The organism is Elusimicrobiaceae bacterium (assembly GCA_017528825.1).
Classification (GTDB): Bacteria; Elusimicrobiota; Elusimicrobia; order Elusimicrobiales; family Elusimicrobiaceae; genus Avelusimicrobium.
In genome coordinates, this window is sequence record JAFXOI010000008.1 from 1 (window position 1) to 16,101 (window position 16,101).

The 16,101-nt window shown below is 44.6% G+C and carries 19 protein-coding genes and 1 tRNA gene; 15 read left to right on the forward strand and 5 right to left on the reverse strand.

The features are described 5' to 3' along the window. On the reverse strand, positions 1 to 203 hold a 203-nt coding region (locus IKN49_02745; protein MBR3631970.1), incomplete at its 3' end, for a sodium:alanine symporter family protein. Between the two features lie 151 nt (positions 204 to 354). Between IKN49_02745 and IKN49_02750 the strand changes: the two genes are divergently transcribed. From IKN49_02750 to IKN49_02765, 4 genes are read left to right on the forward strand one after another with little or no spacing between them, the layout of a single operon-like run. Beyond that, positions 355 to 717 carry a hypothetical protein gene (locus IKN49_02750; GenBank protein ID MBR3631971.1) on the forward strand — a complete coding sequence of 121 codons (363 nt, stop codon included), beginning with the start codon at positions 355 to 357 and terminating at the stop codon, positions 715 to 717. A 15-nt stretch (positions 718 to 732) separates the two neighbouring features. Beyond that, positions 733 to 1,776 carry a quinolinate synthase NadA gene (gene nadA / locus IKN49_02755; GenBank protein MBR3631972.1) on the forward strand — a complete coding sequence of 348 codons (1,044 nt, stop codon included), beginning with the start codon at positions 733 to 735 and terminating at the stop codon, positions 1,774 to 1,776. Next, positions 1,776 to 2,606, forward strand: coding sequence for a carboxylating nicotinate-nucleotide diphosphorylase (gene nadC / locus IKN49_02760; protein ID MBR3631973.1), 831 nt, complete (start codon positions 1,776 to 1,778; stop codon positions 2,604 to 2,606). Before nadA ends, nadC begins: the two co-directional genes overlap by 1 nt. 27 nt (positions 2,607 to 2,633) lie before the next feature. Next, a complete protein-coding gene (locus tag IKN49_02765) occupies positions 2,634 to 3,845 on the forward strand; it encodes a PLP-dependent aminotransferase family protein (protein ID MBR3631974.1) in 1,212 nt (403 codons plus the stop codon). Positions 3,846 to 4,013: 168 nt separating this feature from the next. Here the strand turns inward: IKN49_02765 and IKN49_02770 are convergent, their stop codons facing one another. Then, entirely contained in the window at positions 4,014 to 5,444 is a 1,431-nt protein-coding gene (locus IKN49_02770) for a M20/M25/M40 family metallo-hydrolase (protein ID MBR3631975.1), read from the reverse strand. Continuing rightward, positions 5,441 to 5,878, reverse strand: a complete 438-nt coding sequence (locus tag IKN49_02775; GenBank protein MBR3631976.1) for a DUF192 domain-containing protein — start codon at positions 5,876 to 5,878, stop codon at positions 5,441 to 5,443. The genes IKN49_02770 and IKN49_02775 overlap by 4 nt, the downstream gene beginning before the upstream one ends. A gap of 67 nt (positions 5,879 to 5,945) precedes the next feature. Between IKN49_02775 and smpB the strand changes: the two genes are divergently transcribed. The 11 genes from smpB to IKN49_02830 all read left to right on the forward strand — a co-directional run bounded on the left by smpB (position 5,946) and on the right by IKN49_02830 (position 15,021). Next, positions 5,946 to 6,416, forward strand: coding sequence for an SsrA-binding protein SmpB (gene smpB, locus IKN49_02780; GenBank protein MBR3631977.1), 471 nt, complete (start codon positions 5,946 to 5,948; stop codon positions 6,414 to 6,416). 62 nt (positions 6,417 to 6,478) lie between these two features. Then, positions 6,479 to 6,561 (forward strand) — tRNA-Leu (locus tag IKN49_02785). A 22-nt stretch (positions 6,562 to 6,583) separates the two neighbouring features. Beyond that, positions 6,584 to 7,399 (forward strand): hypothetical protein, encoded by an 816-nt coding sequence (locus tag IKN49_02790; GenBank protein MBR3631978.1) that lies wholly within the window; start codon positions 6,584 to 6,586, stop codon positions 7,397 to 7,399. A 40-nt stretch (positions 7,400 to 7,439) separates the two neighbouring features. Continuing rightward, positions 7,440 to 8,690: a cell division protein FtsA gene (gene ftsA, locus IKN49_02795; protein ID MBR3631979.1), complete on the forward strand. Its 1,251-nt coding sequence runs from the start codon at positions 7,440 to 7,442 to the stop codon at positions 8,688 to 8,690. An 8-nt stretch (positions 8,691 to 8,698) separates the two neighbouring features. Beyond that, positions 8,699 to 9,847, forward strand: coding sequence for a cell division protein FtsZ (gene ftsZ / locus IKN49_02800; GenBank protein MBR3631980.1), 1,149 nt, complete (start codon positions 8,699 to 8,701; stop codon positions 9,845 to 9,847). Between the two features lie 12 nt (positions 9,848 to 9,859). After that, positions 9,860 to 10,942 (forward strand): PilT/PilU family type 4a pilus ATPase, encoded by a 1,083-nt coding sequence (locus tag IKN49_02805; protein MBR3631981.1) that lies wholly within the window; start codon positions 9,860 to 9,862, stop codon positions 10,940 to 10,942. 3 nt (positions 10,943 to 10,945) lie between these two features. Next, positions 10,946 to 11,626: a (d)CMP kinase gene (locus IKN49_02810; protein ID MBR3631982.1), complete on the forward strand. Its 681-nt coding sequence runs from the start codon at positions 10,946 to 10,948 to the stop codon at positions 11,624 to 11,626. After that, a complete protein-coding gene (locus IKN49_02815; GenBank protein MBR3631983.1) occupies positions 11,616 to 12,209 on the forward strand; it encodes a 1-acyl-sn-glycerol-3-phosphate acyltransferase in 594 nt (197 codons plus the stop codon). Before IKN49_02810 ends, IKN49_02815 begins: the two co-directional genes overlap by 11 nt. A gap of 50 nt (positions 12,210 to 12,259) precedes the next feature. Next, complete coding sequence (locus IKN49_02820; protein ID MBR3631984.1) at positions 12,260 to 13,459, forward strand: S1 RNA-binding domain-containing protein; 1,200 nt, start codon at positions 12,260 to 12,262, stop codon at positions 13,457 to 13,459. 82 nt (positions 13,460 to 13,541) lie between these two features. Next, entirely contained in the window at positions 13,542 to 14,090 is a 549-nt protein-coding gene (locus IKN49_02825) for an epoxyqueuosine reductase QueH (GenBank protein MBR3631985.1), read from the forward strand. Between the two features lie 334 nt (positions 14,091 to 14,424). After that, entirely contained in the window at positions 14,425 to 15,021 is a 597-nt protein-coding gene (locus IKN49_02830; protein MBR3631986.1) for a prepilin-type N-terminal cleavage/methylation domain-containing protein, read from the forward strand. Between the two features lie 124 nt (positions 15,022 to 15,145). On the opposite strand, the gene IKN49_02835 is transcribed toward IKN49_02830, so the two are convergent. After that, positions 15,146 to 15,679 carry a DJ-1/PfpI family protein gene (locus IKN49_02835; GenBank protein MBR3631987.1) on the reverse strand — a complete coding sequence of 178 codons (534 nt, stop codon included), beginning with the start codon at positions 15,677 to 15,679 and terminating at the stop codon, positions 15,146 to 15,148. Next, the coding region (locus IKN49_02840) for a polysaccharide biosynthesis C-terminal domain-containing protein (protein MBR3631988.1) at positions 15,676 to 16,101 on the reverse strand (426 nt) is incomplete at its 5' end. The genes IKN49_02840 and IKN49_02835, both read right to left, overlap by 4 nt.

Consider the following 16,101-nt stretch of genomic DNA (forward strand, 5'->3'; position numbering starts at 1 on the left):
ATCATGGCCAGCGAACCAAAGCTACTGACAGTTCCCTCTCCACTGTCCGGAGTAATGGAAAGGCGCATGGCACGTAAAATATGTTTTTGAATGAAACCCAATTTAAAGGTTAGATAGATACTTAACCCAAAAATGAGCACAATCATGGGGGGGCCCCATATAAAATTGTTTAATAAGTCTAACGCGTGCAGTATATTTTCCATAACAGTTTCATACCAACCTTATTTAGCATAATTACTAGGTATTGTAACAAATTTAGCAGGTACTGTAGTGCAAGTATGAAAAAGAATAACACAAAGGCGCTGATAATTTATACAATAAGGAGGACATCAATATGTTATGGAGGATTGGTTTATGAAAAAAGTTTTGTTAGGTGCCGTATTGGCAGTCATAGCAGTGGGATGCTCTTCTGCAGAGAAACAACAAGATACCCCAGAGGCCTTGACCAGCCAATATGTGAAGTACCAAATTGTAGACCAGGAATTTGATAACTTGTCTATTCCCAATGATCATTACGACCGCGTAGCTCCGTATGAAGATCAGGTGAATGGTTCTTCTTACATTCAAAGCGTTTCTTCTTCTCGTACTACCGGCAAAAAACCGGCTCGCAAAGATAAAGTGCAAAAAACCGTAGTGGATGGGAATGGCAATCCCATGCCGGCTGATGCTTCTGCTCCGATAACCGATCAGGAAGCGTTGCCGGACGAAACATTCTAAGAAGCAGGCTTTGTTATGGAGTCGGCGATAGATAAACAAGCGCTTTTGGAACAGGAAGCCCATAGACTCTATGGGCTTCTGGGTTCCGTGTCCCGTAGTAAAGCAACAAAATGGACCTATGCCGATTGTCTGCAAGCCGCTCCTTATACCCTAAGCATTAATCAAATCAAAAAAGAACAAAACGCCGTTATCTTAGCCCATTCATACACGGTGCCGGAACTGGTGTTGGGGGTGGCGGACTTTAGCGGCGATTCCTATGCGCTAAGTCTTAAAGCCCGTGAAGTTTCCCAAGAAAAGATTATCTTTGCTGGTGTGTGGTTCATGGCGGAAACTGCCAAAATTTTAAATCCTTCCAAACAAGTAATTATCCCGGCCGGAAAGGCGGGATGTACGTTAGCAGATTCGATCACGGAGGAAGATGTCCTTCGCTTAAGGCAACAGTATCCGGGCGTGCCTGTTTTGTGCTATGTCAACAGTACTGCGGGGGTCAAAGCAGAAAGTGATGTTTGTGTCACCTCGGGAAATGTGTTTGATATTGCCGCCAAGTTGCCCCAACAAGAACTGATTTTTGTTCCGGATTTACTCATGGCGCAAAACATTGAAATCGAATTAAAACGCCGTGGTATTTCCAAAAAAATTATTGCTTCCGGCGGCAGTTGTTGCGTGCACGATAAATATACGCCTGCTCAAGTGGAAACTTTGCGCCGGCAATATCCGGGTATTACGATGATATGTCATCCGGAATGTGCACCGGAAGTGTGCGCTTTGTGCGACTATGTGGGCAGCACGAAAGGAATGCAAGATTTTGTGGCACATAGCGAGCAAAAACTATTTGGGATGTTGACGGAATTTGGGCTGGTGAACCGTTTAGAGGCGGCCTATCCGGAAAAGCAATTTATTTGGCCGTTCGGAATGTGTTCTTATATGAAGAAAAATACATTAGCCAATGTGTTTCAAGCCTTGCTGGAGCCTCGGCCGGATCAGATCATTACTTTGCCGGAGGATGTGATTGGGCGGGCGAAAAAATCTTTAGATAAAATGTTCGAGTTAAGCAAATGATGATTGAAAAAATTGTACAGTTAGCCTTAGAAGAAGATTTGGGACTGGGAGATATTACCTCCGATAATATTTTTACCCCGCAAGACCGCGCTAAAGCGGTGGTGGTGGCAAAAGAAGATTTGGTATTGTGCGGTATGGAACTGGCCCGACAAACCTTTTGGTTAGTGGATGAGGAACTTGCTTTCCATCCGCTCAAAGAAGACGGCCAATGGGTGAAGAAAGGGGAAAAGGTGCTGGAGTTAGAAGGGCGCACATTAAGCATTTTGAAAGGAGAACGGACCGCGTTAAATTTAATGCAGCGTTTAAGCGGCATTGCTACGGCTAGCAAAGAGTATGTAGAAATTGCCAAACCCTACGGCGTCATGATTGTAGATACCCGTAAATGCCAGCCGGGGATGCGTAAACTCGATAAATATGCCGTGCGTTGCGGCGGGGCGCGTAATCATCGTATGTCCTTAGCAGATAGCGTGATGATTAAGGATAATCATATCGCGGCGGCCGGTTCGATTGCGGCGGCTGTAGCGCGCATTCGTGCAGCCATTGGGCATACTCCGAAAATTGAAGTAGAAACCACCAATTTGGAAGAAGTGAAACAAGCCCTTGCCGCAGGAGCCGATATTATTATGCTGGACAATATGACTCCCCAGCAAGCCGCGCAGGCAGTACAATTTATAAACGGAAAAGCATTAACGGAAATTTCCGGTGGTATTACCAAAGAAAATTTAGCCGCGTATTGTCAGGCCAAGCCGGATGTGATTTCCAGCGGGGCCTTGACCCATTCCGTCCCCAGTAAAGATTTAAGCCTTAAAATTACCGAGTATTTGAAGTAGCCGCCAAGCGGCCCAAGGAGTAGTCACATGGATTACAAAAAATTATATTCCCAGACAGCTACCAGTATTAAAGCATCAGCCATTCGCGAACTGCTAAAGATAATTGCTCGACCGGAAATTATTTCTTTTGCCGGTGGCTTGCCGGACCCCACCTTATTCCCCAGTGAGGATGTGGCCCGCATTATGAAACAGGTAGTGGAACAGCATCCTAAAGAATCTTTACAGTACGGTACTACTGAAGGACAGAAAATTTTGAAGGACGAGCTGATTGCTTTATTAAAAGATACGGAAGATATTGAGGCCAAACCGGAGCAGTTGTTAGTGGTGTCTGCCTCTCAGCAAGGCCTAGATATGTGTGCCCGCATTTTCTTGAACAGAGGAGATGCTATTATTACCGCTTCTCCAACCTATTTGGGTGCATTGCAGGCGTTCCAAGCATCCGGTGCGGATGTTTATGGAGCCGAGAGTGATGAGTACGGAGTCACGGTAGCCGGTGTTGAAAAGCGCTTGAAAGAACTAAAGGAACTAGGCAAACCGTGTAAGTTTGTTTATTTGGTACCTGATTTCCAAAACCCGACCGGCACTACCATTCCGCAAGAACGGCGTAAGGAGATTTTGGCTTTAGTAGAAAAATACGGCACGATTATTATTGAAGATTCTCCATACCGTCAAGTACGTTTTGAAGGTGTGGCCCCGGATACCTTTTACAAATTGGATCAAGGGCGTGGCAATGTAATCACTTTGTTCACGTTTTCTAAAGTATTTGTCCCCGGTTTCCGGTTGGGATATGTTTTAGGACCGGCAGAAGTCATTCAGCGTTTCGTCATTCTGAAACAAGCCATGGATTTGTGCACCTCTCCTGTTTTACAATTGGCTACGGCGGCGTATTTGAAGGAAGGCTGCTTAAAACGCCATATCGCGCAAGTAGTGCAGGCATATGGTGAAAAACGCGATTATATGCTTAAACTACTCGAAGAATATATGCCCGAAGGGGTCAAATGGACGCGCCCGGAGGGGGGACTGTTTTTGTGGCTGACCGTGCCGGAGCAAATTGACACACAGGCCATGCTGAAAATTGCCCTGGAAAAACAAAACGTGGCGTATGTGGCCGGGGTAGATTTCTATCCCCCCAAAGATGCCCGCCGCAACGATATGCGTTTGAATTTTTCTTATTCCACCTTCGAACAAATGCAGGAAGGCATCAAACGCCTAGCCGCTACGATTAAACATTGTATGTAAAAAATTCTGAACATATATTTTATGCTCTGCGGGTATTATTTCCGTGGAGCATTTTTTTGTCCAAGCAGTTGAGAAAATCCATTCACACGCTAGGGAATTTATTTAACCGCTACCAATTTGCTTGGGATATTAAGTGTGCATGAAAAAGGACTTTTGAAGGGGGTGTATCTATTCGTGTGCTGGATTTTCTTGCGGTACATTCAACACAAAGTTTTTGACTACTTCGGTGAAAAAGCGTACTTGCTCTTGATAATCTTTTTCAGAAATATATTCATCGGCGGTATGCGCAGAGGGAGCATCTGCCTGCGTGGAAAGCGCGGGGCCCAAACCATATGTAATGACTCCCAAGCGGCGTAAATATTCACTGTCTCCGGAAGCAGGACTCATCGCGGCTGTAGCGACTGCATCGGGCCACAAATTAATAGCTGCTTGTTCAATAGCCGTGAATAATTCATCATTACCGGTCATCGGTTCAGGAAAGGGTAGCTGAGGGCGTTCTACTATTTCAATAGAAATGCTTTCATCTTTACCTAAAAAAGTTTTCAAATCTTCTATAAATTTTTCCGGATCAGTATCCGGTAGTAACCGTACATTGATAATAGCCGAAACTTCCGCGGCAGAAGCACCGGTATCCGTTCCGGATGAAACCGAAGTGGGAGTCAGCGTATCTTTTAATTGCGAGCGGAAAAAGGGATCTTGTGCCATCATTTCGGCGGCCATCTGCTGTTCCTGCGGGGTACCGTACAGTAGCAACTGAATAGTGGTTTGGGCGTCCTCATCCTGCAAAGGAGCAATACGACGGAAAAATTCCCGCGCTGTAGGGGTTAAGCGGGCCGGTGGATCAAATGTGTTTAATTTGGCCAATATCTCTGAGAGATGGTACACGGCGTTTTGTTGTACCGGCAAAGAAGAGTGGAGCGCCTGACCTTGGGCGGTAATTTTTAAGTCCATATACATTTTGGTGCCGGCTTCGGCAAAAATAAGCGGTACATTGGTAGGAGTATTTTTGATGATGCTACCCCCTTCGTTTAAGGCGTAGCCGGCGGCAATGTGGGACCATTGGGTGTCTCCTAACCATTTTAGCCCCGTGTCACTACCGAATTCTTCTCCGGAAGTAGCTAATAAAATGACATCGCGTTTGAGCGGAAGGCCGCTTTCTTTTAGTGCGGTAAACAAAGCCAAATGCATAGCCGTATAATTTTTGGCATCCGTTGCGCCCAATCCATAAATTTTTCCATCCATAAGGGTGGCTTTATAAGGGGGATAAGCCCAATGATCCGTTGCAGGGGCGGTATCTAAGTGGGAAATCAGTAAAAGAGGTTTGGCTTCTAAATCGGTACCTTTGAGTCGGGCCAACAAATTGGCCTTCCCTTTGCGTGGAGATAATAAATCCCAATCAATGTAATGTTTGTTAAGTTCTTTATACAAATAGCGGGTTGCCTCTGTTTCTTGAGGATTTGGCTGGGAAGTATCTATGCCTAACAGAGCAATCAAATGTTTTTTGGCTTGCTCGTAAATAGCCTCAGAGTCCAGTTCTTGCGCTACGGCTCCTGAAATCGCAAATGCTAAAAAAGTCAGAATAAGTATTGATTTTTTCATAACAAAGGAAATAGGAGTTTATCTCCGGCTTTGAGTTGATGCCGCCGGGCTGTTCCGGCAGGAGTTTCCAATACGTACTGGGCCTGCGCACTTACTACGGGAATGTCCGCTGTCGGCGTGTACGTATAGGTGTGGGGGACATGATCAAAAATTTGATTAATCGTTCCTTCCGGGGATAAAAAGAAAATATCTAAATCAATGAAAGTGTTTTTCATCCAAAAAAAGCGTTCTGCTTCTTGGTCAAACACAAACAGCATGCCCTCATCCTCGGGCAAATGCTTCACAAACATAAGGCCTTTTTCGGTCTTTTCTTGTGTGTCAGCCACCCGTGCACGTAACCTAAAACCATCCGGAAACTGTACAGGTACGGTTTGATAATTGCAAGCAAATAAAAGACTGCTTGCCAGCATAATAAATCCTACTATTTTGCGCATATATATAGTGTAGCAAAAAATCAGAAGTAGTACGTAGTCAATGAAGAAAATTTGCTATGATATCTTTATGAAGAAATCAGACGGTGTGTTGATTGTGTGTAGCAACCGTAAAGCCTATCACGATTATTTTATTCTCGAGACTTTTGAAGCAGGTATCTCTTTGCTGGGGGCGGAAGTAAAATCTATTCGCCAAAAAGAGGTAAGTTTGGAAGGTGCTTTTATTCGGGTAGAAAACGGCCAAGCTACTTTACAAAATATGTATGTGAAACCATACAAATTTAACTCTCTTTCGGAGCCGGATCCCACGCGGTCTCGTGTGCTGCTGCTTAATAAGCGGGAAATACGCAAAATGTATGCCGGAGCGGAAATAAAAGGACAAACTTTGGTGCCGCTGGAAATTTATTTCAAACAAGGTTGGGCCAAAGCAAAGGTGGCTCTGGCGAAAGGAAAACATACCTATGATAAACGGGAAAGCTTAAAGAAAAAAGATCTCAACCGCGAGATGGAAAAAGGCTTTAAGAATGCGATCCGTTTCTAAAGATGTACGATAAAAAGTAGTTGTCAAAAAGTAGCAGAATATTCTAAAATATCTCTTGTAATGGGCGGGTGGCGGAATGGCAGACGCGCACGGCTCAGGACCGTGTGGACGAAAGTCCTTAAGGGTTCAACTCCCTTTCCGCCCATTTTATTACTCCGGATAGAAGCATGAAAAAGTATAACACCTATTATCCTGCGGCAAGAGCAAGCAAAACGAAAAAAATCCGGAAAAAACCATCCTTCTCTTTTCTAAAACCTATTTTACTGTTTGTGATATTTGTGGCTATTTGTGCAGGTACTTATGTGCTTGCCAAAAAGACGTATCATGCGGTGGCCGCTTCGCAACTTGGAACATGGACTCCGTCGACAGCAACCGTGTCCGGAGCGGATGGTACTTTAGCCAAAGAATTGTATGCGGCTGTTGAGGAAAAATTAAATAAACCTTTTTCTACGCGAGACGCGGTACAATTACAGCGTCAATTGGTTCGGGCCTATCCGCAGTTGCGTCATGTAAGCGTGAAAAGAGGTCTGCTAACCAACAAGATAAAAGTGACGGTAAAACGTCGGGTGCCGGTGGCGCAATTTTATGTGTCAGATGGTTCCATTCAGTTTATTGATGAAGACGGTTCTGTATATGAAGACAAAAAACCCGATCCCTTGCGCACCATTTCAACGGTGGCTTTCAAGGGAATTGTCCCTACACAACTTAATCAAGAATTGCTAGACTTAATTGAAAGCACTTTGAAATTGAAAAGTCAGTTGGAATATGCCAACTTGCAATTTGACTTGACGGATAATACGGTGGAAATGGTTTTACCGGATCAATGTAAAATTTATTTCGGACAAGCCAAAAATTTACGGCAAAAAGCACGCCGGGCGGCACAGATCGAGGAGTTGGCTAGAGAAACAGCCCCGCATCCGCACGTGTTGGATTTTACGTATTTTGACGATGGAAAAGTTTTTTTAAGACAAGCGTCTCGTTAATTTTTATAATATACATAATAGATTCTTTTTCGGGTGATTTATGGCAAAGACAAATATCGTAGTGGGACTTGATGTAGGAAGCAGCAAATTGACAGCTGTAGCGGCTGCACATGATTTTGATACTAATACCTTGCAAATTTTAACGGGCCGTAGCGTGCCGTGTAGAGGCGTGCGTGGAGGGGTTGTTTCCGATATACGGGAAACTTCTTCGGCGGTGGCTTATTTATTGGGTGGATTAGAGCGGGAATTAAACAAAGATATCAGCAACTTGTTTGTGGGGGTTCGCGGAGCTCATTTGGAATCTTTTTCCAATCACGGTACCTATAATATCTCCCGTGCCGATAAAGAAATTACGCCGGCAGATATGGAGCTGGCCATTGAAAATGCGAAATCCATGCCTATCAAGAACGACAACGAAATTGTAAACGTGTTTACGCAAGGATTTGCAATTGATAAATTGCGCGGTATCACTAATCCAGAAGGAATGGAAGGCTCTTTGTTAGAAGTAGATGTGCATATTACCACCGGTTCTTCTACCCATTTGAACAATTTAGCAAAAGCAATTCAACGTCCGGGATATCGCATTGATAATATGTTTTATGGGCTCGTTCCTTTAGGAAATTGTGTGCTCACCCAAGAAGAAAAAGATATTGGTGCCATGATTGTTGATTTGGGCGGGGAAACTATGTCTGTCGGAATATATATTGACGGAATTTTGAAGTTTTCGCGCGATATTCCTTACGGGTGTGATTTGATTACGAGCGATTTATCCCGCTTGTTGCATACTTCTCGTCAAAATGCCAAAGAAATTAAAGAAAAATACGGGATTGCCTTCCCGACATTTTTAGACGAAGAAGGGGAAATCCCGGTGCCGTCTTTAGATGGTCGCAGTACACATCCGATTAAGAAAAGTTATATTTTAGATATTATTCAACCGCGGGTAGAAGAATTGTTTGAACAAATTCAACATTGTGTAGCTACGTCGGGTTACAAAAATATGCCGGTAGTAGGGGTGTTGACGGGCGGCGGTAGTCAAATGCCCGGTATGACGGACCAAGCTGTTAACATTTTAGGGCTCAAAGAAGTGCGTCGCGGTGTGGTGCAACGGGATTTAGTGACCAGTGATGACGAATTTTTTGATCCGATGTATAGCACGGCCATGTCTTTAGCAGTATATGCGGCAGAACGTAACGGTTACGAAGAATATTCCAGAGAAACATACGATACAAGCCGCTCTATGTTTGGAAAACTGGGCCGTTTCTTCAAAGGATTTGATTTGTTTGGCAGTTGAGGAATTTTATGAAAGACGTATTTATGCCGGCTGATTTATTTGAAAGCAAAAAGGCCAAAATTAAAGTAATCGGTGTGGGCGGTGGTGGCGGAAACGCTATCAATCGCATGGTCAGCGCCGGCTTACAAGATATAGAATTTATTGCAATCAATACCGACGCGCAAGATTTGCGACGCAACAAAGCTCCCTATTTGGTACAAGTAGGGGAAAAACTTACTAAAGGGCTCGGCGTGGGCGGCGATCCGGAAAAAGGACGTTTAGCCGCTGAAGAGTCCAAAGAAAAGTTAAAACTGATTATCGGCCAAACGGATTTGTTGTTTATCACAGCCGGAATGGGGGGCGGTACAGGTACCGGCGTAGCCCCGTATTTAGCTAAACTGGCCAAAGAACTTTACGGAGACGATTTGCTCGTTATCGGTGTGGTGACTCGTCCGTTTAACTTTGAAGGTTATGTGCGCCAAAAACAAGCGGATCAAGGCATTAAGGAAATGCAAAAGTATGTAGATTCCATGATCATCGTGCCGAACGAAAAACTCTTTGATAATATTGATACCAAGACTTCTTCCAAAGATGCTTATAAGATGGTAGATGAAGTGTTGTTGCAAGCAGTAAAAGGAATTTCGGAAGTAATTACCAAACCCGGAGAAGTGAATATTGATTTTAATGATATCCGCAAAATCATGAGTAAGTCGCAAAAATCTTTTATCGGTATTGGGGAAGCCAGTGGGCCGGGCAGACATTTGGCTGCTATTAGAAAAGCTGTTTCTTCACCGCTACTGGAAAATGCGGATATTCGCGGAGCCAAGGGGTTTATCGTGCACTTTTTGGCAAATGAAGATTTGACCATGATGGAACAAGGCGAAGTAATGAACGTGATTCGTCAATATTCCAACAATGATACGATTGTTATGTTTGGTCAATCATATGATTCTTCGCTCAAAGATACGTTTAAGGTAACCGTCATTGCTACCGGATTTAGCGCCGAAAAAGCAAATGTATTTACCGGACGCCGGCCTATTCCCAGTGAAGAGCCGGAACCGTATGATATTACCAAAAATGTGTTTGCTTCTTTTGACGAGCCGAAAGCTCCCAGGCAAGAAGAAGATGATATGCTGGTGCCTGCCTTTTTACGCCGTAAAAAAAATAGTAACCGCTAAAAGGAGAAAATCATGGCTGTAGGACTTCAAAGTTTACTTAGAACGGTAGTAGATAATAAAGCCAGCGGATTGCACATCCGCGGGAACTCCAATGCATATGTGCGTTTGCACGGACAAATCAAACCGATTGATGATTCTTTTGTCAGTAATGAAGAAGTGAAAAAAATGGCTTATGCATGCATGGGAGAACGTGAAAAGAAAATTTTTGAACAGTATAGTACGGTGGACTTTTCTTTGGATGCTAAGTCCTATGGTCGTTTCCGTTTTAACGTGTTCCACCAAGCGGGCAAAATTGCCATGGCTATTCGTCACATCCCGCTTAAAATTCCTTCTTTCCAAGACTTAAATTTACCCGAAGAAGTACTCAAAAAAATTGCCGATAACCGCCGGGGACTGATTATTGTAACAGGTATGACCGGTTCCGGTAAAAGCTCCACATTGGCGGCTATTATTGACTATATTAATCACAACCGTAACGGACACATCATTACGATTGAAGATCCTATCGAATTTGTTCACACCGACGATAAGTGTATCGTTAGCCAGTTAGAGCTGGGGGTGGACACACCTTCTTATACCGGTGCTTTGCGCGGCGCGATGCGTCAAGATCCTGACACTATTATGCTTGGCGAATTGCGCGATACGGAAGTAATGAAAGCAGCTATTGCGGCGGCGGAAACGGGGCAACTCGTTTTGTGTACCATGCACACGGTGAACGTAGTGCAAACGCTGGCCCGTTTAACAGAAGCATTTCCGATTGAACAGCATGCTCAGGTGCGCTTGCAACTTTCTGAATTAGTGCGCGGTATTATTTGTCAGCGTTTATTACCTACTATTGAACCGGGGATGATACCGGCCTTAGAAATTTTGGTTAGCACGCCGCAGGTGCGCAAATTAATTTTGGAAAACCGCGCCAGCGATTTGGTCAAAGCTATGCAAAACGGAGATTTTTACGGAATGAATACCTTTGATCAGTCTTTAGCCGCATTGTACAAATCGAACAAAGTGGCTATTGAAAATATTATGGCAGCAGCCACCAGCCCGGATGCATTGATGATGGCGGTGCGCGGAGTCACAGACAGTTTGGAGGTGTAGCAAATGAGACCAAACGGACTGGTTATTGCAATGGACGGTACCGCCGGTACCGGTAAGTCTTCGGTTGGACGTGCCGTAGCTCAACAATTGGGGTATAGTTTTTTAAGCACGGGCGGGTTATACCGCGCGCTAGCTTACCAAGTGTTTGTACGCAAAGTAAATCCGGCTGATGACCAAGCCGTGTTAGCACTAGCCAAGCAATTGGTTTTTACCTTTGAGCGGCAGGCGGATGCCACGTTAAAAATGTTTGTAGACGGGGAATATCTGGGTGATAAATTGCAATTAGATGAAGTAGCCCAAACAGCCAGCAAAATTTCCACCAATGCTGCGGCTCGTGCAGTACTGACCGAGCAGATGCGCCGGGTTGGAAAAGACGGTGGCATTATTGTGGAAGGTCGGGATATCGGCACGGTAGTGTTTCCGGATGCAGAGGTAAAGATTTATTTGGATGCTTCAGCCGAAGTGCGTGCCGACCGCCGTGTTAAGCAACTGCACGAACAAGGCGTAGCGGCAGATTATGAGCATATTTTAGCGTCTATTAAAGAGCGGGATTTGCGCGACAGTACGCGGGTGGCCTCTCCGCTTAAACCGGCTTTAGATGCCGTAAAAATTGATACTTCTGCCCTCTCTATGCCGCAAGTTATCGAAGAAGTATTAAAGGAAATCAAACAACATGCTGCTTAATTTGGTAAAATTTAGTGCAAGAGTGTTCTTTAAAACGTTTTATGATTTTAAGGTAGAGGGATTGGAAAATATACCCCCTACGGGCGCTTTAATTATCGCGGGAAATCATCTATCCAACGCAGATCCTCCGGCGATCGGCGGTTTTGCCGGTACCGTGCGGGATTCGCGCTTTATGGCCAAAAAAGAATTGTTTGACATACCGGTACTGGGTTGGTTTTTCCGTCGATGCGGCTATATCTCTGTGGACAGAAAGCGTGTCATCGGAGACTTTGGTGCTTTGGAAGGTGCCATTGAAGCCTTGCAGCGCGGTGAAAGTGTGGTGATGTTCCCGGAAGGGACCCGCTCCAAAAACGGTAAGCCTCAAAAACCCAAAAGCGGTATTGGACTATTAGTGTATAAAACCGAGGCTCCTGTTTTACCGGTAAAGGTGGAGGGGACATTTGGTTGGCCGTGGGTGCGCAAAATACGCGTAAAATTCGGGCAGCCGTTCCACTTACAGAAAGATCCTGCGTTAGAACCCAAAGCGCAGTATAAACAATTTGCCAATGAAATCATGGACAAAATAAATTCAATTACTATCTAAATGGAGGAATCGCGCCTGCCTGCCAAGCGGGTACGGCGTAATAAGGACTTATGACGACAACAAACGAAGAACTCAAAACAACCGAAGAAACGACCAACGAAACCGAAATGACCATGGATCAGTTGATCGCACAACAAGAGTCTTTATCGGAGCAGTTAAACAAACGTGAAATTGTAGAAGTGACTGTCGTACAAATTACCGGAGATTATATTTTAGTAGACACGGGTGCCAAAAAAGAAGGAGCTATTTTAGTATCTGAATTTGATGGCAAAACGTTGCCGGAAGTAGGTTCTAAAATATCTGTGGTACTGGTCAAACGCGGCAATGATGAACGCTATTCTATTTTATCCCACAAAAAAGCTTTGGAAATGCAAGGTTGGGACATTTGCAAACAAGCCTATGAAGCCAAAGAACGGGTAAAAGGAGTTATCGCTCAGACAGTTAAAGGTGGTTACATTGTAGAGGTGTTTGGGGTGAACGGATTTATGCCGTTGTCCTTATCTGAGTTACACACGGCGTACAAACATTATTTGCCTGTAGGGGCCAAAATCAAAGCCGTGATCGTAGAATTTTCAAAAGAAAAACAGAAACTTATCGTTTCTCGCAAACAAGTATTGGAAGAAGATGAAGCCGTGCGCCGCAAAGAAGTATTAGGCCAAATTAAGGAAGGGGATGTGTTGCGCGTAGTAGTGGCCAAGACGGACAAAGAACGCTTGTTCTTGCGCTTCCACGGTATTGAAGGTGTGGTACAAATGGAAAATGTGGCTTGGAAAGAGCCGGAAACCGCTATCACTAACTTCCGCCGCGGACAACGCTTGAAAGCCAAATTGTTAAAATTAGATGCAGAAAATCAAAAATTAGAATTTGGTTTGAAACAATTATTCTTAAATCCGGCTGATGCTTTAAAACGCCGCTATCCGTACAAGAGCTCTGTCAAAGCTACCATCACCAAGGTAGATCCGGAAACAGGCGTGGAATGCACCATTGGCAAAAATAATACGCAGGCTTTCATCAGCCCGTTTGAAATGGGACATGAATTTTCTGCCAAAGAAGGAGATACGATTACCGCGTTAGTGGTAGGCGTTAATCCGGAAACGTTTGTGGTCAATTTGTCCGTGAAGAAATATGACCAAGCGCAAAACCGCAAAGTTGTGGCGCAATACTTAAAACAAGCTCCGCGCCCGACATTAGGTCAGCTCTTGGAAGATTCTTTCAAAGCAGAAGAAACGACCGAAGAAGAAACCAAATAGTTTAGATAGTTGATAAAAGCCCCGCCGCAAAAGTAGGCGGGGCTTTTTGACGTAAAGAGGCAGAGATTGTTACAATACTGATATGCCGGAAGAAAAATTATTACTGCTTTCTTGTTGCGCTCCGTGCTCGTGCGGTGTGATTGCCGCGCTGGCCCGGCAGGGGCGTGCGTTTACCGTGTTGTTTTATAATCCCAACATTGATACCGCCGAAGAATATCAAAAACGATTGTTAGAAAATAAGCGGGTATGTGAGCGTTTTAACGTGCCGTTTGTGGATTTACCTTATGAGCCGCAGGTGTGGCAGCAGGCTGTGCAGGGACTGGAAAGAGAACCCGAGCGCGGCCGCCGTTGCAGTGTTTGTTTTGAGTTGCGTTTGGCGCGGGCTGCCGCCTATGCCAAAGAGCAAGGATTTACACATTTCTCGTCAGTGTTGGGCATTTCCCGCCATAAAGATTTACAGCAAGTTAATCAAGCCGCCGCAGCAGCTTCTGCCAAGTATCAAATTCCCTACGATTTAACCAACTGGCGTAAAGGCGGTCTGGAAGAATTGCGCCGCGCACTCATTAGTGAAATGGGTTTATATAAACAAACCTATTGTGGTTGTATGTTTAGTAAACGTATGGAAGGATGAGATGCTGAGCAAAGACATCTCAGCATGACAGTTGTATTTTATACTTATTAAAAATGTTGTCACCCCGCAAAGTTTTTGTGCGGGGTATAATGTTATTTTGCGAAACGACTTATATCCCGCATTACGACACTGCGGGATGACGTGGAAAAAAGACTGCGGGAAGATATGGGGGAGAATAATGCGGGATGGTTCTCCATTTTCCCGTCGGGAAAAAAATACACTTGACATCATTGGTTTGTTTTTCTACACTATTTGTAGCGGGTCTGATAAGGTTTGTTAAAGGATCTTTTCAGATTTGCGTATAGGGTTAACGAACCCGAGGAGATTAACAATGATGAACAAAAAACAAGGTTTTACCTTGATTGAATTGCTGGTAGTGGTACTCATTATCGGCATCTTGGCCGCGATGGCCTTGCCCGCGTATTTCCGTGCGGTAGAATGCTCTCGTATCAGCGAAGCGGAAATCTTGTTGGGTAGTGTAGTACAAGCTCAACAACGCTATAAATTGCGCCGTGGACAAGGATATGCTGTCAACTGGACTGGCTTAGATGTCTCTCCGGCCGGTGTGGCAGATGGATCATCTTTAGTAACCGCTAAAGCTACCGGAGCTACCGGCAAAGGCTTCTGTACCAAGATGAATGGTACTGCCTGTGGAAATGGTTTCATGATTGACTTAGTAGGGTCTGATAGCGCTGCTGGTAACGTATCCGGTGTTGTGGCGACCCGTGTCAATAATAACCAATATGGTGAATATACTTTGTTCCGCTTCTATGATGATCCGGCTGGCAGAGCGTATTGTAGAGCAGCGACAGACAACAAAAATTCGGAAGCCTTATGTATCGACTTCATCAATGGCGATGAATATACGGATCCGGTTTGTACAGTGGGAACCGCAGCCAAAGGACCTGACACCTGTGTGCTGGCTAAGTAGTCCTAAGATTGCTGTACTCTTGATTCAAAAATACCCCGCTCAAAAGGCGGGGTATTTTTATGCCCAAATATCATATGGTCATGCTGAGTTGTTTGGCGGCCCGCAGGGTCTCAGCATCTTAGCCTTAGTAATAAATATCTTGTTTGACTTGCTGTTCTTTTTCCGCGCCACATACTGCGCGTAAAATGGCAAAGCCAAAATCAATAGCCGCGGCCGCACTTTTTCCGGTGATAAGTTGACCGTCCGTTACCGCATAATCATCTAGGTAAGTACCACCAAAATCTTCGTTCATGGAGGTAAAACATGTGTATTTTTTCCCTTTTAATAGACCCAAATGTCCTAAAATGGTTGGGCTGGCACAAATGGCACAAACATATTTGCCACGGGCATAAAAGTCTTTTAATAATTCTAAAAGGCGGGGGGTATTTTCCAATTCTTGATATTGCGGACCGCCGGGCAAAATAATAGCGGCGTATTCTTTATCTTGAAATTGCGCAAACGGGATAAAATTTACAAAATCCAACCCAAAGCGGCCGGTGGCCTGTTCCCCGCGCAAGCTGTACACATCTACCTCTAACCCGCCGCGTCTTAAAATGGCATACGTGCCCACCGTTTCCAACTCTTCAAATCCATTAGTTACTATCATGCATACTTTCATTTGATTCCCTCTTTTATATCTTTGATAAATGGTTTGGAAATAATGGAATAAACACCTACTAAAATTACTTCACGCCAAGGTTTTTCTTTGATAATCTGCCCGGCCAGTACAGGGTACAGGCACAACAAAAGGATTCTTACCCACAGTGCCCCGCCTAAATGGGCCAGTCCGGCCAGTAATAGCCCTAAAATGCCCAATAGAGCCAGTTTTGCGTATTGGTACGGAATAGTGTAGTTTTTTTGCGTAAATCTAAATAATGCACCCGCCATAACCAAATAACTGCATGTCACGGCCCATCCGGCCCCCACAATGCCTAACAGGGGTACCAATAATAAATTGGCCGAAATGCTGGTCAGCGCGCCCAACAAAGTAATCCACACCAGTACGCGGGTTTTTTTCGTGATTACCGGGCCCACCATAAA